The sequence below is a fragment of the Saccharomonospora sp. NB11 genome, from assembly GCF_015910535.1.
Lineage (GTDB): Bacteria > Actinomycetota > Actinomycetes > Mycobacteriales > Pseudonocardiaceae > Saccharomonospora.
This window is the reverse complement of sequence record NZ_JACBJG010000018.1, coordinates 1-22,362: the sequence shown is the minus strand read 5'-3', so window position 1 is coordinate 22,362 and position 22,362 is coordinate 1. Positions and strand designations below refer to the sequence as shown.

General features: G+C 68.7%; 17 protein-coding genes and 1 pseudogene. 8 read left to right on the top strand and 10 right to left on the bottom strand.

What is annotated here, in order from left to right:
• Positions 1-14: 14 nt before the first annotated feature.
• The 3 genes and pseudogenes from JAV51_RS20010 to JAV51_RS20575 all read left to right on the top strand — a co-directional run bounded on the left by JAV51_RS20010 (position 15) and on the right by JAV51_RS20575 (position 4,613).
• The gene (locus JAV51_RS20010; RefSeq protein WP_231642764.1) at positions 15-2,501 is read left to right on the top strand and encodes a type IV secretion system DNA-binding domain-containing protein; all 2,487 of its coding nucleotides are present in this window, start codon (positions 15-17) and stop codon (positions 2,499-2,501) included.
• A gap of 122 nt (positions 2,502-2,623) precedes the next feature.
• On the top strand, positions 2,624-3,646 hold the full coding sequence (locus tag JAV51_RS20005) for a replication-relaxation family protein (protein ID WP_231642762.1): 1,023 nt from the start codon (positions 2,624-2,626) through the stop codon (positions 3,644-3,646).
• A gap of 7 nt (positions 3,647-3,653) precedes the next feature.
• Positions 3,654-4,613: pseudogene (locus tag JAV51_RS20575) on the top strand (peptidoglycan DD-metalloendopeptidase family protein).
• A gap of 985 nt (positions 4,614-5,598) precedes the next feature.
• On the opposite strand, the gene JAV51_RS19990 reads toward JAV51_RS20575, so the two are convergent.
• Complete coding sequence (locus JAV51_RS19990; RefSeq protein ID WP_197322296.1) at positions 5,599-6,627, bottom strand: Gfo/Idh/MocA family protein; 1,029 nt, start codon at positions 6,625-6,627, stop codon at positions 5,599-5,601.
• Between the two features lie 178 nt (positions 6,628-6,805).
• Between JAV51_RS19990 and JAV51_RS19985 the strand changes: the two genes are divergently transcribed.
• Complete coding sequence (locus JAV51_RS19985; protein ID WP_197322295.1) at positions 6,806-7,753, top strand: NAD-dependent epimerase/dehydratase family protein; 948 nt, start codon at positions 6,806-6,808, stop codon at positions 7,751-7,753.
• 84 nt (positions 7,754-7,837) lie between these two features.
• On the opposite strand, the gene JAV51_RS19980 is transcribed toward JAV51_RS19985, so the two are convergent.
• The 9 genes from JAV51_RS19980 to JAV51_RS19940 form a co-directional block, all read right to left on the bottom strand.
• Positions 7,838-8,938 (bottom strand): inositol-3-phosphate synthase, encoded by a 1,101-nt coding sequence (locus tag JAV51_RS19980; protein WP_197322294.1) that lies wholly within the window; start codon positions 8,936-8,938, stop codon positions 7,838-7,840.
• Positions 8,938-9,741 carry a site-specific DNA-methyltransferase gene (locus tag JAV51_RS19975; RefSeq protein ID WP_197322293.1) on the bottom strand — a complete coding sequence of 268 codons (804 nt, stop codon included), beginning with the start codon at positions 9,739-9,741 and terminating at the stop codon, positions 8,938-8,940. Before JAV51_RS19975 ends, JAV51_RS19980 begins: the two co-directional genes overlap by 1 nt.
• 23 nt (positions 9,742-9,764) lie before the next feature.
• Positions 9,765-10,547 carry a glycosyltransferase gene (locus tag JAV51_RS19970; RefSeq protein ID WP_197322292.1) on the bottom strand — a complete coding sequence of 261 codons (783 nt, stop codon included), beginning with the start codon at positions 10,545-10,547 and terminating at the stop codon, positions 9,765-9,767.
• Positions 10,544-11,458, bottom strand: a complete 915-nt coding sequence (locus JAV51_RS19965) for a radical SAM protein (RefSeq protein ID WP_197322291.1) — start codon at positions 11,456-11,458, stop codon at positions 10,544-10,546. The genes JAV51_RS19970 and JAV51_RS19965 overlap by 4 nt, the downstream gene beginning before the upstream one ends.
• The gene (locus tag JAV51_RS19960; RefSeq protein ID WP_197322290.1) at positions 11,455-12,759 is read right to left on the bottom strand and encodes a DegT/DnrJ/EryC1/StrS aminotransferase family protein; all 1,305 of its coding nucleotides are present in this window, start codon (positions 12,757-12,759) and stop codon (positions 11,455-11,457) included. Before JAV51_RS19960 ends, JAV51_RS19965 begins: the two co-directional genes overlap by 4 nt.
• Positions 12,760-12,923: 164 nt before the next feature.
• Positions 12,924-14,108 (bottom strand): ABC transporter substrate-binding protein, encoded by a 1,185-nt coding sequence (locus JAV51_RS19955; protein WP_197322289.1) that lies wholly within the window; start codon positions 14,106-14,108, stop codon positions 12,924-12,926.
• Positions 14,109-14,125: 17 nt separating this feature from the next.
• The gene (locus JAV51_RS19950; protein ID WP_197322288.1) at positions 14,126-14,887 is read right to left on the bottom strand and encodes a sugar phosphate isomerase/epimerase; all 762 of its coding nucleotides are present in this window, start codon (positions 14,885-14,887) and stop codon (positions 14,126-14,128) included.
• A 48-nt stretch (positions 14,888-14,935) separates the two neighbouring features.
• Positions 14,936-16,243 (bottom strand): aspartate aminotransferase family protein, encoded by a 1,308-nt coding sequence (locus tag JAV51_RS19945; protein WP_197322287.1) that lies wholly within the window; start codon positions 16,241-16,243, stop codon positions 14,936-14,938.
• Positions 16,244-16,299: 56 nt separating this feature from the next.
• Positions 16,300-17,403, bottom strand: coding sequence for a Gfo/Idh/MocA family protein (locus tag JAV51_RS19940; protein ID WP_197322286.1), 1,104 nt, complete (start codon positions 17,401-17,403; stop codon positions 16,300-16,302).
• A gap of 405 nt (positions 17,404-17,808) precedes the next feature.
• On the opposite strand from JAV51_RS19940, the gene JAV51_RS19935 reads away from it, so the two are divergent.
• The 4 genes from JAV51_RS19935 to JAV51_RS19920 all read left to right on the top strand — a co-directional run.
• Positions 17,809-18,597, top strand: a complete 789-nt coding sequence (locus tag JAV51_RS19935; protein WP_197322285.1) for an inositol monophosphatase family protein — start codon at positions 17,809-17,811, stop codon at positions 18,595-18,597.
• 33 nt (positions 18,598-18,630) lie between these two features.
• Positions 18,631-19,917 carry an MFS transporter gene (locus JAV51_RS19930; RefSeq protein WP_197322284.1) on the top strand — a complete coding sequence of 429 codons (1,287 nt, stop codon included), beginning with the start codon at positions 18,631-18,633 and terminating at the stop codon, positions 19,915-19,917.
• Positions 19,918-19,938: 21 nt separating this feature from the next.
• Entirely contained in the window at positions 19,939-20,934 is a 996-nt protein-coding gene (locus JAV51_RS19925) for an aminoglycoside phosphotransferase family protein (protein ID WP_197322283.1), read from the top strand.
• Positions 20,935-21,313: 379 nt separating this feature from the next.
• Positions 21,314-22,362 (top strand): methyltransferase (locus JAV51_RS19920; RefSeq protein ID WP_197322282.1); only part of this gene is annotated, 1,049 nt, incomplete at its 3' end.

Here is a 22,362-nt window from a genome sequence, read left to right as displayed (position 1 = left end):
GGAGCTTTCCTCGCATGGATTTCGCAAGTCCGTCCGTAATAGACAGTCCGCTGGGGAGGTTGCTGACCGATCCGTGGGGCGTGATTCAGGCTGTGCTGGACCAGGTGTGGTTGTGGCTGCAGACCTGGGGTCTGATCGCGGTCCCTGCGATCGTGCTCGTGGCGACCGGGCTGGTGCTGCTGCGGCGGTGGTGGTTCCTCCGCTGCCAGGATGCGCTGCACGAGCGGTCCCGGGTGATCACCATCCTGGCGCCTCCCACCGTCGACCCGGATGGTGCCGAAGCGGTGTGGTCGAACCTGGTCGGGCTCGTCCGTCCGATGGTGCAGCGCCTGACCACCGGACAACCTCATCTGGCCTGGGAATATGTCTTCGGTCATGACGGAGTGCAGATCCGGCTGTGGGTGCCGGGCGCGGTGCCCCCGGGCATGGTGGAACGGGCGGTCGAAGCCGCCTGGCCGGGCGCGCACACCTCCACCGACGAAGCCGACCCGCCGGTGCCCTCAGCCCCGGCCGAGGGGCGCCGGCAACTGGTCACCGGCGGCACGCTGCGCCTGGCCCGGTCGGAAGCATTGCCCATCCGCACCAACTTCGACGCCGACCCCATCCGTGCCCTGCTGGGCGCTCCCGTGGGACTCGGTGTGCACGACACCGCGTGCGTGCAGGTCCTGACCCGTCCGGTCACCGGCCGTCGGGTCAAGCAGGCGCGGCGAGCCGCCCGCCATCTCAACGCCAGACGGTCCACCCACCTGGTAGGTCGGCTGCTCGACCTGCTCACGCCAGGCCCCTCGGGCACGAAACCGTCGAGCAGCCAGCCGAAGCTGGACCCGCAGACGTCGCTGGAGTTCCAAGCACAGAACCGCGCCATCGTCGCCAAACAGCGCGGGGCGCAGTGGGAAACGCTGATCCGGTACGCGGTGGCCACGACGGTGCCGATCGACACACCCAGCGAGCAGGTCGCGCGGGTGCGTGAGCAGGTGCGGGGCCGCGCCCACGCCATTGCGTCCGCGTTCTCCGGGTTCACCGAGCACAACCACTACCGCCGCCGACGGTTGCGCAACCCCGTGCGCACCTTGGCACGTCGCCGCCTGCGGCGGGGTGACCTGTTGTCGGTGCCCGAGCTGGCGGCCGTGGCCCACCTTCCCACCGACGAGGCACTACCGGGCTTGGCCCGCGCCGGAGCGCGGGCGGTGCCGCCCCCGCCGAACACGCCCACCGAGGGTGAGCTGATCCGCCCGATCGGGGTCTCCGACACCGGCCACGCCCGCCCCGTGGGTCTGCAGGTCTCCGACGCTCGGCACCACCTGCATGTCCTCGGCGCCACCGGGTCGGGCAAGTCGACAATGCTGGCCCGGATGATCCTCGCCGACGCCGAACACGGTCGCGGGGCGGTAGTCATCGACCCCAAAGGCGACCTGATCACCGACGTCCTGCAGCGACTTCCCGAACACGCCGCCGACAAGGTCGTGCTCTTCGACGCCGACTCCCGCGGACCGACCCCGTGCCTGAACCCCCTCGAAGGGCCGAAGGAAGCCGCGGTCGACAACTTGGTATCGGTGTTCTCCCGGGTGTTCGCCTCGGCCTGGGGGCCACGAACCGAGGACATCCTCCGAGCCGGGTGCCTGACCCTGCGCGCCGCCTCGGACACCCCCACGCTGGCCGAACTGCCCCAGCTCCTCACCGACCCCGCCACCCGCGCGCGGCACCGGGACCGAGTGTCCGACGACCCGACACTGCGGGGGTTCTGGGACTGGTACGACCAACTTTCCGACGCGGCTCGTGCCCAGGCGACCGCCCCCTTGCTGAACAAGTTGCGCGCATTTCTGTTGCGGCCGTTCGTGGTCAAGGCCGTTGCCGCAGGACCATCCACAGTAGATCTCTCCCAGGCGCTGGACGGTGGACTGTGTCTGGTGCGCATCCCGAAGGGCAGCCTCGGGGAGGACACCACCCGGTTGCTGGGTTCGCTGATCGTGGCGCGGGTGTGGCAGGCCACCACCGCCCGCGCCGCACTGGCCCAGCGCGAACGCCGCGACGCCGGACTGTATGTCGATGAGGCGCACAACTTCCTGAACTTGCCCTATGCGATGGAGGACATGCTCGCCGAAGCCCGCGGCTACCGGTTGAGCATGACCCTGGCACACCAGCACTTGGGGCAGCTACCCAAGGATCTCAAGGAAGGCATCTCCACCAACGCCCGCAGCAAGGTGTTCTTCACCGCCAGCCCAGAAGATGCCCGCGAACTGGCCCGCCACACCGCACCGCGGGTCTCCGACCACGACCTCGCGCACCTCGGCGTGTACCACGCTGCCGCGCGGCTGGTCGTGGGCGGGGAGGAGACCCAGCCGTTCACGGTGACCACCCAACCACTCCCGCCGGCCATTCCCGGGCGATCCAAGGCCGTGCGCAAAGCCGCTGCGGCCCACACCCGCCCACTGGCCTCCCGCGCCGAGGACACCGGCGACGGCTCAGGAAGGACCGGCACGGACCCGCGTCGCGCGGCCTGATCCCTGAAGACCCCGAGGGCGGTCCTCCCAGCACGGAGGACCGCCCTTCTTCCTGCCCGCATCCCACTCCGAGGAGGACGACCTTGTTCGCCCATCACCAGCAACGCGACATGCGCGCCCCCATGCCAGAGCGACCGAGCCTGCGCTTCGCGGCCTCCGCCGAGCACCAAGCCCAGGTCGCCGCCCACCTCACCGCCCGCGACCGGTGGCTGGCCCGGATGCTCGCCGAGCACCGGGTGCTGACCTCCCCACAGATCGCGGCGATCGCCTTCGGCTCCCGCCGCTCGGCCAACCATCGCCTGCAGAAGCTCTACACCTGGCGCGTGCTGGACCGCTTCCAGCCCTACATCGGCCGCGGCCGAGCCCCCATGTGCTACGTCCTGGACACCACCGGCGCCCACCTGCTGGCCCACGAGGACGGGCTCGACCCCAAGGACCTGAAGTTCCGCCCCGAACGCTCGGTCGGCATCGCCTACAGCTTGCGTCTGGCCCACCTCATGGGCGTCAACAGCTTCTTCACCGCCCTGCTGGCCGACGCACTCACCAACACGAGTCCCGGCCGGGCGGTCACGGCCTGGTGGTCCGAAGCCCGCTGCACCCGGCACTTTGGCGACCACGTCCGCCCCGACGGCTACGGCCGCTGGCACGAGGACGGCCGGGAGATCGAATGGTTCCTCGAATGGGACACGGGCAGCTACCAACTCAGCCGGTTCGCCTCGAAGCTGCCGGGCTACACCAGCCTCGCTACCGCGACCCACATCGTGACCCCGCTGCTCGCGGTCTTCGCGACCCCGGCCCGGGAAGCGCACGCGCGACGACACCTCGCCGAGCACCTGCGCACTGACCCGCGGCGGCACGAGCTACCGATCGCCACCACCACCGCCGAACACCTCCGCACCACAGGCAGCCCAGCCCACGAGGTGTGGCTTCCCCTGCACCACACCGAGGCCGGTCGCCACCGGTTGATCAACATGCTCTCGGCTTGGCCCCACCTCGAAGGACCGGCCAGCCCCACGGGCACGAGCACCGATCCCAGCTCAGCGGACACCAGCGGCACCAATCCGAGCCCCGTTCCGCGCTTGAGCCCGCCGGCGCCGATGCCGCCCTGGCATGCCGACGAACTGACCTGGAACCCGATGAGGTGATCCGTTCATGGCCAAAATCGCGGTCACCGCGATCGGCGCGATCATCGCCCTGATCGCCATCATCGCGGCTGCCGTGTCCGGAGTAGTCTCCGCCGTCCTCGGCGGAGGCGACTCCGCGGCCAGCAGCCAACCCAGCCCCGCCGCACTCGCCGACATCCCGGGCAACTACCTCGCGCTCTACCAGCAGGCCGCAGCGACGTGTCCGGGGCTTGACTGGAGCATCGTGGCCGCAGTCGGCAAAGTCGAAACGGACCACGGACGTCTTATCGCACCAGGTGTCCACAATGGAGAAAATTTTGCGGGCGCTGCTGGTCCGATGCAGTTTCTGCAGCCGACGTTCGACTCCGTGGTGGCGCAGCATCCGCCCCCGCCTGGCGGCAGTACACCACCCTCCCGGTACAACCCGCATGATGCGATCTACACGGCTGCGGCGTACCTGTGCGATTCCGGAGCCCGCGACGGACGCGACATCTACGCGGCGATCTATGCGTACAACCATGCTGACTGGTACGTCCGCAAGGTTCTTGACCAGGCCAACGCCTATAAGGCGGCGCAGCAGAGTGCGCCCCAGCAGAGTGGATGGGCCGTGCCGACGCGCGGCACGTGCAGCTCTGGATTCGGCTCTCGTGGCGGAGAGTTTCACCGTGGGCAGGACATCGCCGCGCCCATCGGCACCCCAATCGTCGCCGCCGCGGGCGGCACCGTGATCGACTCCTGACCCGCCAGCGGTTACGGGCTCTGGGTCCGCATCCAACACGCCAACGGCGTGATCACGACCTACGGACACAACAATCGGAATCTCGTTCAGCCTGGTCAGCAAGTCCAAGCGGGCCAGCTGATCGCGGAAGTCGGCAACCGTGGCGGGTCGACCGGCCCGCACCTGCACTTCCAGATCGAGCGTAACGGCGAGCCTGTCGATCCAATCGTGTTCTACCGGCAGGAGGCCGGGGCGGCACTGTGCGGATAAAGCGGCTGGTCAGGTTGCCGTCGTCGAGGAGGCCGGTGGCGTGCTAGGAGCCGGCGAGGTCAGCGCGTTCCATCGCAGGCGGTGGTTGGCCAGGGCATGGTGACCACGGGCGCGCCGTGGCCGTCGTGCTGGTCACGGACCCAGTCGAAGGTCTCGCCGCCGACTGCGGCCATTACCGTCACTTCGACGGCATAGGGCAGTGCAGCCCACTGGCGGCGCAGCCGCTGATCGGCCAGTGCCTCCAGAACGACACGGCAGACGCGCCGTGCTTGGCGACGCGTTCGTCCAGGGCTTCGCGCACCCCAGAGGGCATGGTTGTCTGTCCGCCCGGCGCCCGGTTCGGCGGACAAGCCCAGGGGCCTGCCCAGGGTTTGGTTGACACCTGATGTGTGAGGCTTCGGCCTCGCTTGGAAGGATGTCGTCGTGCCCAGGCCCTATCCTCGTGAGTTTCGTAATGACGTGGTCGCCGTGGCGCGTCGTGGGCGACGGTGCGTTGAAGCATGTTTCCGCAGATTTCGGGATCTCGGAGTCCTGCTTGGCCAACTGGTTGCCTGCCGCCAACGTCGAAAACGATAAGCGTGCCGGTGCGACGCGTGAGGGGTCCGCTGAGCTGCGGGAAATGCGCACGCGCAACCGGTTGTTGGAGCAGGAGAAGGCGGTCCTGCGCAAGGCGACCGCCTACCTCGCGCAGGGAAGTCAGCGGGGAAAATAGTCTTCCCGCTCGTCCGTGAACTGGCCGCAGTCAACGCCCCGTGCAGGTGCCGGTCGCGGTGACGTGCAGAGTACTGGGGATCTCCCGGCAGGCCTACTACCAGCGGCGCCGTGATCCGGTCTCGCAACGGGACTGGAATGACGCCTATCTGATCAGCGGCGCGCTGGACATCCACGCCGACGAGGTACTGCGCGATGGCCTTCAGCGCGTCGATTCGTCCGCACCTGACCGTCTCAGCACGCGCGCCGAGACACCGGCTGACATGCGGCCGCGTCATGATGCGGCCACGGCAGGCACCTCCACGTCGATCCAGGCCCCGCCCTGCTGGGCGGACTCGTAGGCGCCGTCGATGAGCACTGACGTCAGCAGCGCTTCCTCGACGAGTTCCCACTGGCGGTGCGGGTTCGCCACCACGTCGCGGAAGTCAAGCAACATGCGGTGGAACCACTCCTTATGCGAGGGGTCGTCGAAGCCGGAGTCGATGCTGCGACGGACGACATCACCTCCGGTCTGATAGGTCAGCTCGTCGCCGTCGACAATCACGCACCCTGAGCCACCCAGGATGGAATAACCAGTGCTGCGGTGCCCCGACGCCCAGCTGAGCGTGAAGGCGATTTCGACGTCGTCGTTGCAGCGCAGTCGGACCAGTGCGGTGTCCTCGTCATCGAAGTCGTCGCGGCGCATCTGCCCCGTCAGGCAGGACACCGCACGCGGGGTGCAGCCGGTCAGGTTCATGGCCAGGTAGATGCTGTGCGGGCCGTGGTCGCGGAGGATGCCTCCCAGGGATATCCCGTTTTCCCGCCGCCAGTGCGGCCGCCACTCGGGCACGCCGCGCGCGTGCCCGCGGCGCAGGGTCCGGAACTGCGCGCCGAGCACCCGGCCGAATCCCGGGTCGACGACGATCCGCTTGACCGTTTCCAGGACTGGGGCGAACTTGTACACGTGGCACGGGTAGAAAACCCCGTTGCTGGAAGAGATCTCGCTCAGCAGGCTGTGGTAGCCGTCCTTGCCCGGGAGGAACACCGGCTTCTCGCACAGCACGTGCAGCTGGTGGGCGAGCCCCAGCGACGAGTACTCGGCGTGGCTGCTCGGCGGTGTGCAGATGTCGATGAAATCCACATCCTCATTGGCCACCAGTTCGGCGAAGTCGCGGTAGACGCGAACTCCGAAGACATCCTCCGCATACCTGCGCCGTTCCGACGAAACGTCTACGACAGCAGAGATAGACAGTCCCGGAATCCGCGAGTACCCGACCATGTGCCCCTGTGCGATGGTGCCGAATCCGATGATGGCTCCTTGCATTGTCACACTCCTTGCTCATGTGTCCAGAGTAGATATTGGCTGTCACTGATCTGGCGGAACCGAAAGAGTCCTTTCGTTGCTACGGTGCGGAGAAGTTCATTTCTCGGCCAATCTGACCAGAATCATTGTTTCTTTGTCGACGCGCCTACTTCTCTTCTGGCTGATCTGGAGAATTTCCATGCGTGCGCACTACTTTCCCACTCACTCCCGCAACACCGCGGCGCCGGTCGCGGTGATCGGCGCGGCGGGCTTCCTCGGGCGCAACCTCGTCAACGCGTTGGCCTCCACGGGAGTTCAGCCCTTCGTCTTCACTCGCGATCAGCCTTTCGTGCGTCGTGACCGGCTGCACCGGGCGCTGCTGCGCTGCAAGACGATCTTCTTTCTGGCAGGCAGCATCACGCCGTCCTCGGCCGAGCGGGAACCGCAGCGCGTGGCCGACGACCAGCGCCTTCTCACGACGCTGCTGCGCGGCCTGCGGGACTGCGATCGGCCTCCGCTGGTCGTGCTGGCCAGTTCTGGCGGCACCGTGTACGACCCCACCGTCGCTCCTCCTTATCGGGAGAATGACCCAACCCGGCCGGTCAATGCCTACGGGCGAGCTAAACTCGCTCAGGAAGCTCAGCTGCTCGACAGTCGCGAGTGGATCGTTCCGGTCATCCTCCGCTTCGCAAACATCTACGGCCCGGGTCAGCGGGCCGGTGCCGGATTCGGTGTCATCGCGCACTGGATCCGCGCTGTGCTCGCCGACACGCCCGTACGGATGATCGGGCAGACGAAGCGGGACTACCTGCACGTTCATGACGCCACCGCGGCCCTGGTGGCGGTGTGCCGCCACCACGCGATGTTGAGAGAACAGCGGGAGGCCGTGGTGCTGAACATCGGTTCCGGCGTACCGACCTCGCTCCAAGAATTGCACGGATACTTGGAACGCGCGCTCGGACGAACGATCCCCGTGCGACGCGAGCCCGCCAGGGCATTCGACCGCACGGACGTCTGGTTGGACGTCGAGGCGGCCCGGCGAAGGCTCGCCTGGACGCCCCGGATCGACCTTGTGCCCGGTCTCGCGGAAACCCTGGATGCAGCGATCGGAGAGCATGCGTTACCCCGACAATCCCGGTTCGGATGATCGATGGTAGTGCTCGTCGCCGAGTCGGCTCGGCGACGAGCACTACCATCGGCGCCCGCCTGCTGGACGGGCCTGGAACTTCGCTCAGCGTTCGACCTTGCCCGCGATGAAGTCCTCGACGGCCTGGTAGGCGGCGGAGTCGGAGTACTGCTCCGGCGGGGACTTCATGAAGTAGGAGGAGGCCGACAGGATCGGGCCGCCGATGCCGCGGTCCTTGGCGATCTTGGCCGCGCGGATCGCGTCGATGATGATGCCCGCTGAGTTCGGCGAGTCCCACACCTCGAGCTTGTACTCCAGGTTCAGCGGCACGTCGCCGAAGGCGCGGCCCTCCAGCCGGACGTAGGCCCACTTCCGGTCGTCCAGCCACGGCACGTAGTCCGACGGACCGATGTGCACGTTGCGCTTGCCCAGGTCGCGGTCCACCTGCGAGGTCACCGACTGCGTCTTGGAGGTCTTCTTCGACTCCAGCCGCTCCAGCTCCTTCATGTTGAGGAAGTCCATGTTGCCGCCGACGTTGAGCTGCATCGTGCGGTCCAGGTGGACGCCGCGGTCCTCGAACAGCTTGGCCAGCACCCGGTGCGTGATGGTCGCCCCGACCTGCGACTTGATGTCGTCCCCGACGATCGGCACGCCCGCGTCGGTGAACTTCTGCGCCCACTCCGGGTCGGAGGCGATGAACACCGGCAGCGCGTTGACGAACGCCACCCCGGCGTCGATCGCGCACTGCGCGTAGAACTTGTCCGCGTCCTCCGAGCCCACCGGCAGGTAGGACACCAGCACGTCGACCTCGGCGTCGGTGAGCGCCTGCACGACGTCCACCGGCTGCTCGTCGGACTCCTCGATGGTCTCCCGGTAGAACCGGCCCAGGCCGTCGAGGGTGTGACCGCGCTGCACGGTGACGCCCAGCGGCGGCACGTCGGCGATCTTGATCGTGTTGTTCTCGCTCGCGACGATGGCCTCGGAGAGGTCCCGGCCGACCTTCTTCGCGTCCACGTCGAAGGCCGCCACGAACTCGACGTCCCGCACGTGGTACTCGCCGAACTCGACGTGCATCAGGCCGGGCACCCGGCTGTTCGGGTCGGCGTCGGCGTAGTAGTGAACGCCCTGCACCAGCGATGCCGCGCAGTTCCCGACGCCGACGATCGCCACTCGCACCGTCGATCGCCGCGCATTTGCTCTCTTCATCACCTACCCCCGGCCGTGTCCGGTTCTGACGCGAACATCGCTCGAACGTGGGCTCGCAACCGCTCATCCCGCTCGATGCCGATCCACCGGCGCCCGAGTCGGTCGGCCGCCTTGCAGGTCGCTCCGGTGCCCGCGAACGGGTCCAGCACCAGCGCTCCGGGCTCGGTCAGCAGCTCCACGAACAAGGCGGGCACAGCCGAGGGCCACCGGTCGATGTAGGGTTCGGCCACCTCGGCCAGCGCTTTCTCGTACGCCTGGTCGTCGGGCCCGGACGAGTCGAACTCCAGCAGGTTGCCGCGGACGAAGTCGCGGTGCGGCGGGCGCTGCAGCACGTCGACGTCGTAGTGCACGTCGTAGGTCCGCGACATGACCCAGATCGGCGTGACCGAGTCGGCGACGCGGCGGGCGCCACCGGGTTCGGGGCGCAGCAGCTGCGGGTTGTAGTAGTAGAAGTCTTGCAACAGCCGCCAGCCCGATTCGGTGAGGTGGCGGATGGCCGCCGCGTGCTGCACGGCCTTGCCCGGGGCATCGGACAACCACAACCCGCCGAGCTCGAACGCGACGCAGCCGGTCGGTCGGAGCAGGCGCTCGAACTGTGCGAAGAAGGGCTCGAACCAGTCCAGGAACGGCTGCCCGCACCGGTCCGCGTCACCGATGTCCCGCGCTCCCTCGAACGGCGGGGAGCAGATTACGACGTCCACAGTGGAGTCCGGGATGGTTGGCATCAGCTCCAGACTGTCGCCCCAGTAGTACGAGCCGCGCTCGGTGGCCAGCTCGCACCGGTCCGCAGTCAGCTCAGTCATCAGGTCCTCCCCTTCCAGCCTCGTTAGGACCACGAGATCTGCTCTTGCGCGTCGACGGTCTCGAAGCTGTTGGAATAGCCACCCAGGTAGTACTTCAGCGTCGCCCGGCCGGTGCAGGCCATCGGTTCCCCGCGGCGGACCAGCTCGTAGTACAGCTTGTCGTCCTCGCTGACCAGGCCCTGCGCGTCCCTCTCGGAGAACTGGTCCTCGAAGCGCACTTCCAGCAGCAGATTGCGGGCCAGCAACCAGGCGCTGGTGTCCACTGGCACCTCGTGCAGGCCGGGGCGGTCCCGGATGACGTTGGTCCCGGGTACGCACACGCCCTTCGCCACGTACTCCTGGTACAACGCTTCTGCCTCGGCGGTGCTCTTCGCCCACGGCCAGCGCGGCTCCAGGTAGGGGGTTCCGTCGGAGTTGACCAGTCCCACCTCGCTGTAGGCGGCGCGGACACCGGCGCGGTGGGCGCACGCGAGGAGGCTGGCCAGGTGGTCCGGTTCCCACTCGTTGTCGTCGTCGAGGAACGCGATCCAGGTGCCCTCCGAGGTCTGCACCCCGAGGTTGCGCAGCCGCGACGAGCGCCCGGGCCCGGACACCTCGTGCGCCTCGCGCGGCACATACCGGATCTCGCAGTCCGGGAAATCACTGTGGACGCGCTCCAGTTCGGCCATCGTCTGCGGGCTGTCGTCGACGAGGACCAGGTGGCGCACCGGTACCGGCGTCCGTTGTGCCTGGACGCTGCGCATGGCCCGCTGCACGAGCAGCGGCCGATAGCGGGTGAGGGTGATGGCGGTGATGCTCTCGGTCATGGCGCTCCCTCCTCGGGCAGCGGGCAGCTGGGCACCACGCAGCCGTCGTCGGTGTTGATGTCCTGCTTGCAGATCTCCAGAAACTCGAAGTCCAGCAGGTCTTCGGTGCGCCCCACCGGCCGCCACTGCTGGCGCGGTACCTCGACGTGCGAGTGCAGCTTGCCGACGCTGCCGAGGCAGTTGCGGCAGGCGCGCAGCGGCGTCGTGCTGGTGAAGAACTCGTACAGGCGGTCCCGGAACGTCGGGCCGTCCTCGATCCGGATGCCGTCGACCTCGCGGTCCCAGCCGCCTTCCTGCAGCTGTGCGGGGACGAAGACGCTCTGCGGACAGCGGTACAGCCATCCGTCGTGCAGGGTGTGCGACCGCCAGGTGTGAGCGAGCTTGCAGGTGTCGAAGATCTCCTGCACCAGCGGCTGAGAGTCGGTGCCCTGCTCGGAGTAGGCGATGCGGAAGTGGCCGTAGTAGTTGACTTCCAGGGCGACGTCGTGCTGCCGCGCCAGGGACCGGTAGTGGCGCACCTGCTCGGATGAGAGCATCCGGCTGGGGTAGATCGACAGCTCTAGCCGGTCCACCGCCTGCCAGAAGGCTTCCGGGGCGCGGTGCAGCAGCGTTCCGTTGGTCGCGACGAGGATGGTGTCCGTCACGCCGCTGGTCCGCACGGCCTCGATCACCCCGAGGATGTCGGGGTGCAGCAGCGGTTCCCCGCCCATGATCTTCACGTAGCCCGAGCGGTAGTGCCGGCCCAGCACCACGAGCGCGTCGTGCACCTTTGCCGGGTCCACGTTCTCCCGGCGGAACAACGGGGACAGGTGCGCGCATGAACGGCAGCGCATGTTGCACTGCAGGGTGGCGTTGACCTCCAGCCCCTCGGGGTTGACTACCTTGCCGTTCTCATCGAGGGTGACGCTCAACGGTCACCTCCCGCCTCGGGCCGGAGCTGGTCGATGTTGTCGACCACCTTCCGCACCGCCTCGGCGATCGCCGCGACGTCCTGTTCGGAACCGAGCAGCGCGTGGTGTAGGAAGGCGAAGCAGGTGTGGTAGGCGGCAGTCGCGTTGGGCAGGTCGAAGCGGGTCGGGTCGAACGCCCGCCGTGTCTGCTCCGACCTGGGCAGGCGGGGGGACTTCAGAGGCACGTAGAGCGGATTCGCGTTCAGCGGCGCGTCCAGCGTCTCGAAGAACAGGTTCAGCTCGGCGGTCATCGCGTCGACGATCCGGTGGATCGAGAACGGGCCGACCTGCTCCGGGTCCAACCGGATCACGTGGTCGTAGTAGGTGCGGCTGGTCAGCTGCGGCGGCGCGGGCACCACGGACACCCCGGGGATCTCCGCCAGCATCCCGGCCAGCAAACCAGCGTTGCGGTTCCGCAGCGCGTTCTGCTCATCCAGCTTCGGCAGCTGGCTGAGCGCGACGGCAGCGTGGAATTCCGACATCGCGTGGTTGTGCCCTTCGACGGTGCCCGCCTCCTCCAGCTCCAGCTGGCCGACCGCCGGCTTCGCGGTGTAGCGACGACCGTTGGCGCGGTACTGCTGCAACTGGTCGTGCAGTTTGTCGGAGGAGGTGATGACCACACCGCCCTCACCGCAGGTGAGGACCTTGGTCTGCTGGAGGCTGAACACCCCGAGCGTGCCGAACGTGCCGACCTTGCGGCCGTTCCACTCGGCTCCGTGCGCCTGCGAGCAGTCCTCGACAATCGGGATCCCGGTTCGCCGCGACAGGGCGGTCAAGGCGTTGATGTCGGCGCTGGAGCAGTAGGCGTGCACGACGAGGATCGCCCTGGTGCGGTCGGTGATGGCGGCCTCGGCCGCGGCGGGCGAGATGCTCAGCGTCGCCGGGTCGACGTCGACGAGGACCGGGACGGCACCGAGCGAGGCCGCAGCAGAGGCGCACGCGACCCAGGTCAGGCCGGGCACGATGACCTCGGTACCGGGCCCGACACCCAGCGCCTCCATGGCGATGGTCAGCGCCGCGGAGCCGTTGGTGGTGGGCACCGCGTGCGGCACCCCGTGGTAGTCGGCGAAAGCGGTGGCGAAGCGCCGTTCGAACCCGGTGACACCGGTGTAGGCGCCCGTGATGGCCCAGCGCCCGGAGAGCGCGGCCTCGCGCAGCATGTCGAGCGTGTCGGAGGTCGCCTCCGGCCACGTTGGCCAGCTGCGGTCGTGGACCGGCGTCCCGCCGAACAGCGCGAGGGACGAGTTGCGGATGGCTGTCATGGAACTCCCTCGGGATCGGATCTGTGCCGTGTTCCGCACGCGGTGTCAGCCGCCTGCGGTGTGGGACTCGGCGAGCAGCGCTGCAGGGCCTCGGCCGTCGTGACCCGTTGGGACGTCGGTTCCGCGGTGATGTTCCGCTGCACGAGCCGGAGTCGAAGCAGTCCCTAGGCGGACCGGGTCAGCTGGAGCTGGTGGAGGCGCATGTCTTCCACCTCCGCCAGGAGATCGCGGGCCCGTCCGGGGTCGCGCAGGAAGGACATGAAGGCGTCCATCCCGATGTTCGACAGCTCCCACGTGGTGTCCAGGTCGTAGAACTGCCCGATGTGGTCGGCGTCGCGCAGCAGTGCCGCACCCTTGGCCACGTGCGTCCCGGCGCGGCCCAGGTCGACGTCGCCGCGGACCGGCAGGATGGTCATCGCCTCCACCATCCACTGCTGCACGCGCTGCGAGCCCAGGTTCGCCAGGAACGCCGCTGCTTCCTCCGGGTGGGCGCTACCGCCCGCGACGAAGTACCCGTCCACCGGTGAGTCCTCGCCGACCGGAAGCGCCGGGTCGATCACCGGGAACCGGAAGAAGTCGAGGTCGGTCTCGCCGTCGGGGGCGTACTCGTCGGTGATGTAGGAGCCGATGAGCGTCATTCCCGCCTCCCCGCGCAGCACCGCGGCGACGGCCTCTTCCTCGTCGTACTCGGTGGGCTCCCCGAAGAAGAACCCGTCGTCGAGGAGCCGCCTCCAGAAGGTGAACACCCGTTGGAGACGCTCGTCGGTGTAGGGCACGCGCAGGTCCATCAGGTCGCGGTGGAAGTCCGGGCCGTTGAGGCGCATGTTCAGGTAGTCGAACCACGCGGTGGCCGGGCAGCGGTAGCGGGAGCCCAGGGAGAACGGCGTGATGCCGGCGCCGCGCAGCCGCCGGGCAGCCGCCTCCAGTTCCTCCCAGGTCCGGACGGGGGTGCTGATGCCTGCGGACTCGAAGACCGACGGCCGGTAGTACACGCCCCACCAGTAGTGCGCGGTCGGCAGGAAATGCGCCGGGCCAGACCGGGCCACCATCTCCCGGAAGCGCGGCAGGTACTGCTCCGCCAGGCCCGACTCCCGCCACGTGCGGCTGATGTCGAGCATCAGACCGCGTTCGCCCAGCGAGCGCATCCGGTTCCCGGCGAACCAGGTGAGCACGTCGGGCGGGCACCGGTTGGTGAGGTAGTCCTCCAGCCGATCGCGGAACTCCTCGTGGTCCAGTGTGGACAGTTTGGCGGAGATGCCGGGTCTGCTCTCGTTCCAGTCGCGCACGATCCGTTCGGCGAACGCCCGCATCCCGGGCGAGGTGAGATCGGTGAGGAAGGTCAGCGGCATGGTCGGCACCTCCGCAATCAGGCCGTCGTTGTCAGCAGCCGGCGGAAGAGCTCCACGGCTGCCGGGGCGTCGTTCGGGAAGTCGGTGAAGTCGTCCTCGATGCTCAGCCCGCCGGCGTAGCCGTCAGCGAACAGACTGGCCACGAAGCGCTGCTGGACGTCTGGCCGGAAGTCGGGGGTACCCCGGGGGATCGCCGACGTGTGGGCGTGCCCGATCCGGCCCGCGGCCGCGGCGAGTTCGGCCTCCACCGGCAGGTCCTCGCTGACCACGTGGAAGCAGTCCACCGCGAGGAGCTGGTCGCCGAGGCCCAGTTCGTCCAGTGCGGCGCGCGCCTCGGCGCAGGAGTTGAGGAAGTTCGTCTCGGAGCGGGTGAGCGGCTCCACAGTCAGCAGGATGTCGCGTTGCGCGCAGATGTCGGCCGCGCGGCGTAGGAACTCCCCGAACTGCCGCAGCGCTGCGGTGCGCGGGAACCCGGCCGGGACCGAGCGTGCCTGGCCGCTGCCGAGGACCACGGTACGAACGCCCAGCGCCCCGGCGCGATCGCACATGTCCCGGAAGACCCGCAGCGCCTTGTCCGGGTCGGCGTCGGGGCCGACGACGCGGCAGCCGAGCCGCCGCGGCAGCGGCGAGGTCATCGCCCGCAGCGGCAGGCCGACGGCGTGCAGCCGGGTGCAGAGCGCCCGGAAGGCGTCCGCTTCGACGCACAGCATGTCGCCCTTGAGTTCGAGGTAGTCCAGCGGGAGCAGGCGGGCGTGTTCCGCTTCCGCGGCACTGCGCACTACGCAACCGAGCAGCATCCGGTTCCCCTCCACGGGTTGGTCGCGAGGTCAACAGGCGGTGTGGAACGCTGCCTCGAAGGCATCCAGGGCTTCGTCGAGCTGGTGTGTCGGGATGGTCAGCGGCGGGTAGATCCGGATCTTGGCGTCGTAGGCCATGGCCAGCACCCCGCGCGCCTTCAGGTCCTCGAAGATCCGCAGCGCACGGTCCTTGGGCAGCGGATCCGTGGTGCCCGGCAGCACCAGTTCCACTCCGATCACCAGGCCCGCGTTGGCGGCGTGGCCGACGACCGGGAACCGATCGGGCCAGGAGGCGATCCGCTGTGCGACGACGTCGCCGAGCTTGCGGGCCCGCCCGGGCAGGTCCTCGGCCAGCAGGATCTCCAGCGTCGCCAGCGACGCGGCGGAGGCGAGCGGATTGCCGCCGAAGGTCGAGGCCGCGGCGCTTGGCACGGCGAACGAGGTGCCCTCGACCAGTTCCGACCGGCTCACCACCGCGCTGGCGGGCACCCCGGACGCCATGGACTTGCCCAGCACGAGCACGTCGGGCACCACCCTATCCTCCTGCTGGAAGCAGAACATCGTGCCGGTGCGCCCGAACCCGGTGATGGCCTCGTCGAGGATGAGCAGCGCACCGAGCCGGTCGGCCAGTTCCCGCAGCCGCGCCAGGTATCCGCGGGGCGGGATGATGTTGCCGTTGGTGCCCTGGATGGGCTCGACGATGATCGCGGCCACGTCCCCGGTGCTGCCATGGGAGATCGACTGCTCGGCGAAGTCGACGCAGTGGTGGTCGCATGACGGGTGTTCCAGCTGGAAGGGGCACCGGTAGCAGTAGGCGTAGGGGACGTGGTGCACGCCGGGCGGGAACGGACCGGAGCGGTGCCGACGCGGACCGCCGTGCAGGACCAGGGCGCCCTGGGTCTTGCCGTGGAAGCCGCCCCAGAAGCTCACCACCTCGTGCCTGCCGGTCGCCGCGCGGGCGAACTTCACGGCCGCCTCGACCGCTTCGCTGCCGGTGGAGAACATGTGGATCTGCCGCAGCCCGGGTGGCAGTTGGGCGGCGAGCAGTTCGTAGAAGCGGGATCGCGCGCTGGTGTACAGGTTGCTGACGATGCAGCGGTCGAGTTGCGCTGAGACCGCCGCGCGGAATGCGGGGTGGGCGTGGCCGATGTTGCACACCCCCACCCCGGTGAACAGGTCCAGGTACCGGTTGCCGTCGAGGTCCCAGATCTCGGCGTTGGCGGCGCGGGCCACGACGATGCCCGCGAGGTCGGTCATGGACTGCGCGCCGGGCAGGCGGTGTCGCTGTTCGCCGGCGATGACGTGGTCGGTCAGTTCGGGCGCGTTCAGACTGCTCATGGATTCCTCTGCTCGCTCGTGCGCGGACCGTCCCATGAGGACCCGCCCGCCGCCATTCACCGGGGCTTGGCCGCCTCCCCGCCAAGACCCGGCGGGTCGGCGGCGGCCAGGATGCGCTGCAGCCAGTCGATGTCGGCGCGCGCGTCGTGCACGTCCGTGAGCGGCTGGGCGCCCGTCGTGGCGCACTGGTGGAAGGCGATCAGCTCCTCGCGGAACGCCTCGTCGAAGGAGATCTGCACGCGGCGCTCGACCAGCGCCCCGGATTCCATCCGCTGCGCGACCACCGGCGTCGGCCAGTGCTTGAGGAAGGGTGACGGGAACTGGATCCTGACCCGCTGGTCCGTGGCCAGCACCGCGATTTCTTCGAAATACTCGCGCACCTGCGCGAGGTAGGTCCAGGTGTAGCAGGTCCGCAGCCCGTCGGAGTGGCGTAGCACGGTGGAAACCGACGGGGTGGTCGAATCCTGCGGCCACACCTCGGTGAACAACACCGAATGCGGTTCTCCGACCAGTGCGCGCAGCGCGTTGACGTCATGGACCATGCTGCCGAGGAATACGTCGAAATAGATGAACCGCAGTTCATGCGAAATTGCCCCGACGGCCTCGTCCAGCAGTTCTTCCTGCTCACGGTGAACGCGTTCGGCGACCTCGGCGGGTACGTCCGGGAAACGGCGCACGCCGTGGATATCGAAGTACTGGTCCTCGCTCGGGTGCAGCGTGTTGATCTGCACGTAGCGCGGATCGGGCATGGCCCGCACCAGGTCCAGGCCGTGGCGGAAGCCCGGGTCGAACCGCTTCATATACCCGACCATCAGCGTGACGCCAGAGCGCGCCACTGCGGCTTCGATCTCGTCGGCCTCGCGGAGCGTGAAGCACAGCGGCTTCTCAACCAGCACGTGCTTGCTGGCCTCGGCAGCCGCGATGACCTGCGGCGCGTGGCTGCCGCTGCTGAGCACGAGCACCGCGTCGAGCTCGCTGGCCAGCAGGTCCCGGTAGTCCGGGAAGCGGTGCCCGACGGGCACGCCGTACTGCTCGCCGAGCAGGTCGAGCAACCCCGGCGAGAGATCGCTCAGGGCGGCTATCTCGAAGTGCTCGGGGAGGCTCCGCAGGTAGGGCAGGTGCATGATCTGCGCGATCGCGCCGCAGCCGATCACACCCACTCGCAGACGTCGTGATGGGGACACCGGCACCTTCTTCGTTCGGGTCGGTAATTCCAACCGTCCGCCACGACCGGACCGCCCGGCAGCGCGCACCGCAATTCGGCGGCACCGGTATCAGCTGTTTCGCAGCCCGTGATTCCGGCTCACGGACAGCTCGATTCCTCGCGTTGCGGCAGTCCTCAAGACTCCGGCGGACGGAGCCGAGCATATCGAAGACACGCCCGGAAGATCTTGCTCCAATACGGTGAAGTATGTACGTTTTCCGTTGTTGTCTCGGCTGCTCCGATGGCAAAAAGTTGCGCTGATCCGGTGACGACGGGCGGGATCGAGACGCAGCAGTATTGAACCGGAGGGCTCAAGGAACCGACCGGGCGCGGACCCGCGGCGAGAGGTGGAACTGGTCGCATGACAACGGTCGACGGCGCAGAATTGCTGGACATCGCCACGGCAGCCGCGGAAGCGACCGGGAAGCTGCTGCTGCGATCCGAGCCCGGGACGGTTACCACCAAGTCCGCACCGGCCGACCTGGTCACCGACCTGGACCGGGTGGGGGAGGCGCTCATCGTCGAGATGATCACCACCGTCCGTCCGCACGACTCGGTGCTCGGTGAGGAGCACGGCGCCCGCCCCGGCACCTCGGGTGTGCGGTGGGTGGTTGACCCCCTGGACGGCACCGGGAACTACGTCCGCGGCCTGCCGTCCTTCGCGGTCTCCGTTGCGGCGGAAGTGGACGATCGGGTGGTCGCGGGCGTGGTGCACGACCCATCCCGGCAGGAGACGTTCCGCGCGGTGCGCGGACGTGGCGCCACGTGCAACGGTCGAAAACTCGCCGCCTCGGACACCCTCGACTTGGCCCGTGCGGTGGTGTCGACCGGATTCAGCAGCGACAGCGCCCACCGACGCAGGCAGGCGGCGCTGCTCGAAACCGTGCTCGAACAGGTGGCCGACGTGCGCAGCAGTGGTTCGGCCGCGCTGGACCTGTGCTGGGTGGCTTGCGGCCGCCTCGACGGGTACTACGAGAGCGACACCCGCTACTGGGACCGCGCCGCTGGAGTGCTGATCGCAGAAGAGGCCGGTGCCGTGGTTCGCGGCGGCGACGAGATGGTCTTCGCCGCGGCACCCGGGTTGGGCCGGGCACTGCACGGGCTTGTCGTAGCGGGTGAATCCGCGGTGTCCTCCCGGAAATTCGGTTGACAGGGGCGTCCCGCAGCGTGGTGGAGTGGTGTGGTGCCTGAGCGACCAGTTGTTCCGAAGCCGCGCGGCACACGGGGCTCCGGGCCGCGGCCCGCGTGGCGCCGCGACTTCCGGCTCTTCCTCGGCTCCCACCTGCTCAACGAGACGGGGTCCGCGGCGACGCACGTGATCCTCCCGCTGACCGCCGTGCTGGCACTGGGCAGCTCGGCCTGGGAAGTGGGGCTGCTGCAGGCCGCCACCTACGCCGCGTACCTCGTGCCGGGCCTGCCCGCCGGGGCGTGGGTGGAGCGGATACCGCCGCGGCGCGTGATGATCGCCGCCGACCTGGTGCGCTTCACCGCGCTGATCTCGCTGCCGCTGGCCTGGGCGTCGGGACTGCTCGCGCTACCGTTGCTCTACCTCGCCGCGCTGCTGCTGGGATGCGCGCAGCTGTTCGGCGACATCGCCGACCACAGCTACCTGCCGGACCTGGTCGGCGGGCACCGCCTCGTCGAGGGCAACAGCGGACTGCAACTGGTCCGCTCGGCTTCCGAACTCGGCGGGCCCTCCCTGGGCGGCCTCGGGGTGCAGTGGCTGGGCGCCCAGCTGTCCCTGGTCGCCAACGCGATCGCCTCGGTGGCCTCGGCGGTGCTGCTGTGGCGCATCCGGACGCCTGACACCCGACCAGATGCCAACCGGGACGGGTTGGTGCGCGAGATCGGCGCGGGCCTTCGCTTCCTCGCCCGGCACCGCGTGCTGCGCGTGCTAGTGCTCTCCGCCAGCGCCAACAACCTCGTCTTTTCCGCGATCTTCGGTCTCGAGGTGGTGTTCCTGACCACTGTGGTGGGACTGTCCCCGGGCTTGGTCGGGGTGCTGATGACCTCCGGCGCGGCGGGCGCGATGCTCGGCGCCTGGCTGGCCCCCCGCCTGGCGCGGGCCGTCGGCGGCGCCCGCCTCGCACTGCTGGCGGTGCCCTGCACCGCACCCTTCATGCTACTGCTGCCGCTGACCGGAAACGGTTGGCGCCTAGCCTTGTTCGTGGTGGCCAACGTGGCGATCGCCGTCGGCGTCACGGTTTTCAACATCATGCAGGTCAGCTACCGGCAACGGATCTGCCCACCCGGCATGCTGAGCCGCCTGTCGGCCATGTTCCGCTTCGCCGTCTGGGGCGTCGCCCCCATTGGCTCGGTGATCGGTGGCGCGCTGGCCGAGCTGTTCGGTGTCCGGTCGGCGCTGTGGGTGCTCACCGCTGCTCTGGTCGTCGTGTCCCCGGCGCTACTCGCCTCCCCCATGCGGCGGATGCGCGATTTCGACGACGACAGTCGCGGGTGTTTTGCGTAGTTCGACTGATAGCGTGGTGCCATGGAGACCCGTCCAGAGAACTTCGACGAGGAAGACCTGTCGGCCGGACTCGCCGAGCACTTCGGCGTCGTTGTGCACACAACTTCCTACGCTCCGGTCGGTTTCGGCGACTACCACTGGCACGTCACCGACGGCGACGGTCGGCAGTGGTTCGCCAAGGTTTCCGATCTGACGCACAAGGAGCACTGCGGACCGACCCCCGAGACGGCTTTTGTGGGGCTGCGCAAGGCCATGGAGACCGCGACCACCCTGCACGAGCGCGACGGCCTGGACTTCGTGGTCGCACCCCGGCGCTCGCGCAGCGGACCACCCGTGATCGCGTGGGACGACCAGTACGCACTCAGCCTCTTTCCCCTCATCCCGGGAGAAGCGGGCGACTTCTACCAGGAGCTGCCGAGCGTGGAGCGGGACCAAGTGCTCGGGCTGCTCGCCCGCCTGCACCGCAGCGCACCGCCGGAGTGCACCCCGGCCACCGTGCTGGACCCACCAGGACGGGCCGACCTGGAGAACACCCTCACCGAGCTGTCCACCTCCTGGACCGGCGGCCCGTTCGCCGAACCCGCTCGGGAACTCGCGGTCAGCGAGGCAGAGCTGTTCCGCACGCGCCTGGCCGACTTCGACCGCCTGGCCGACCAGGTCCGGCGCGACGGCAGGCCGCAGGTCGTCACGCACGGCGAGCCGCATCCCGGCAACCTCCTGCGCGCCGCGAACGGCTACCTCCTGATCGACTGGGACACCGTCGGGCTGGCCGTGCCGGAACGCGATCTGTCCCTGCTCTCGGACGATCCCACCGCACTCGGCCGGTACGCGGAGCTCGCCGGCACCGATCCGGATCTGGCTGCGCTGGCGCTCTACCGCCTGCGCTGGAGCCTGACCGACCTCGCCGAGTTCCTCGCGTGGTTCCGCAGCCCGCACACCCGCACCACCGACACCGACATGGCCTGGAAGGGCCTTACCGACACCGTGGAGAACCTCAGGACCTTCACCGCTCCGTGAAACCGCACTAAAAACAGGCGCCGGGCGGTCTACCTGTCACGACCTGCCCGCGGCAGCGCAGTCCACAAGGGACTGTCCTCTGCCACTCGTGGAACCGGCACGCCGCTTCCCGCGCCGCTTCCCGCGTGGAAGCAGCGGGCTCCGCCGCCCTCCGCCAGCCGGACCCGCGGTGAGCACCGAACGCGTTGGTGGCCAACGCGAATCCCGACCTCGACTTCACCGGAACGGATCAAGACCGCCCAGCGGACACAGTTGTACGGTCGACGCGCGATGTTCGGAAAGTACGATTCTCGTCTGCGGCGCAGCTCGGAACCGGGTGTGACGTCCCAGCTCGCGAACCAGGTGTCGCGCATGACGGGATCGTCAGCCATCAACGTGCATGGTCGATCGCTGGAAACGGGGGTATGCGCTTGTGCCTGCCGATGAGTTCGTGGACGGGTCCGGCGCCGCGGTGTTGAACGGCATGGCCGACGCGATTGCGCCGTGGGCGGTGCGGGTCGCGGCAACGCTGCGGCTCGCGGATCGGCTGAAGGGCGGTCCCAGGTCCGCGGCCGCGCTCGCCGCCGAGTCAGGTGCTGACGAGGATGCGCTGCGCAGGCTGCTGCGGTACCTCGCCTGCCGGGGGGTGTTCGCCGAACGCGCGCCGGGCGAGTTCGCGCTGAACGACGCGGCCGAGCCGCTGTTGGGCGACCATCCGATGGGCCTGCGGATCTGGCTGGACCTCGACGGGCTTGGCGGCCGGTTCGACGCCGTATACGCCACCGGGCTCCTGGAGACCGTGCGGACCGGCAGGGCCAGTTACGCGAGTGTCCACGGACGGCCGTTCTGGGACGATCTCGAGGCGCTCGGCAAGACCGAGCTGTTCGACCGGATGATGGGAAGCGACGCCGCGATGTGGGTGCCCGAAGTGGCCACCGAGTACGACTGGGGTTCGGTGCGACGGGTGACCGATGTTGGAGGCGGGAACGGAACCCTCCTGAAGGGACTGCTCGACGCCCACAGCCACCTGCGCGGAACGCTGGTCGATCTGCCCGGCACCGTCGAGAACGCGCGAGCGACGCTGGCCGGCCTCGCAGAGCGGGTGTCGTTCGCGCCGGGCAGCTTCTTCGACACGCTGCCTGCGGGATCGGATGTGTACGTGCTGGCACATGTCCTGCACGACTGGGACGACTCCGACGCCCAGCAGATCCTGTCCCGGTGCGCGGCGGCCGCAGAGCCACAGGGGCGGGTGCTGGTCGTCGATCGGACCGGGACCTCCGAGGACGATCTGCTGGAGTTTACCGAGATGGACGTGCAGATGATGGTGCTGTTCGGCGCGAAGGAACGCACAGAGGCGGAGTTCGCCGACCTGGCTTCGAGCGCCGGGCTCGTCCTGCGATCGGCGACCTCGCTCGGGGCCGGACTGGCCATGCTGGAGTTCGTTCCGCG

What these genes read in the sequence shown, in the direction of transcription:
- JAV51_RS19955 (WP_197322289.1), bottom strand. Translation starts at nt 14,108, where the DNA reads ATGCCGCTGACCTTCCTCACCGATCTCACCTCGCCCGGGATGCGGGCG.
- JAV51_RS19960 (WP_197322290.1), bottom strand. Translation starts at nt 12,759, where the DNA reads ATGACAGCCATCCGCAACTCGTCCCTCGCGCTGTTCGGCGGGACGCCG.
- JAV51_RS19925 (WP_197322283.1), top strand. Translation starts at nt 19,939, where the DNA reads ATGGAGACCCGTCCAGAGAACTTCGACGAGGAAGACCTGTCGGCCGGA.
- JAV51_RS20010 (WP_231642764.1), top strand. Translation starts at nt 15, where the DNA reads ATGGATTTCGCAAGTCCGTCCGTAATAGACAGTCCGCTGGGGAGGTTG.
- JAV51_RS20005 (WP_231642762.1), top strand. Translation starts at nt 2,624, where the DNA reads ATGCCAGAGCGACCGAGCCTGCGCTTCGCGGCCTCCGCCGAGCACCAA.
- JAV51_RS19970 (WP_197322292.1), bottom strand. Translation starts at nt 10,547, where the DNA reads ATGACCGAGAGCATCACCGCCATCACCCTCACCCGCTATCGGCCGCTG.
- JAV51_RS19980 (WP_197322294.1), bottom strand. Translation starts at nt 8,938, where the DNA reads ATGAAGAGAGCAAATGCGCGGCGATCGACGGTGCGAGTGGCGATCGTC.
- JAV51_RS19945 (WP_197322287.1), bottom strand. Translation starts at nt 16,243, where the DNA reads ATGAGCAGTCTGAACGCGCCCGAACTGACCGACCACGTCATCGCCGGC.
- JAV51_RS19935 (WP_197322285.1), top strand. Translation starts at nt 17,809, where the DNA reads ATGACAACGGTCGACGGCGCAGAATTGCTGGACATCGCCACGGCAGCC.
- JAV51_RS19985 (WP_197322295.1), top strand. Translation starts at nt 6,806, where the DNA reads ATGCGTGCGCACTACTTTCCCACTCACTCCCGCAACACCGCGGCGCCG.
- JAV51_RS19990 (WP_197322296.1), bottom strand. Translation starts at nt 6,627, where the DNA reads ATGCAAGGAGCCATCATCGGATTCGGCACCATCGCACAGGGGCACATG.
- JAV51_RS19975 (WP_197322293.1), bottom strand. Translation starts at nt 9,741, where the DNA reads ATGACTGAGCTGACTGCGGACCGGTGCGAGCTGGCCACCGAGCGCGGC.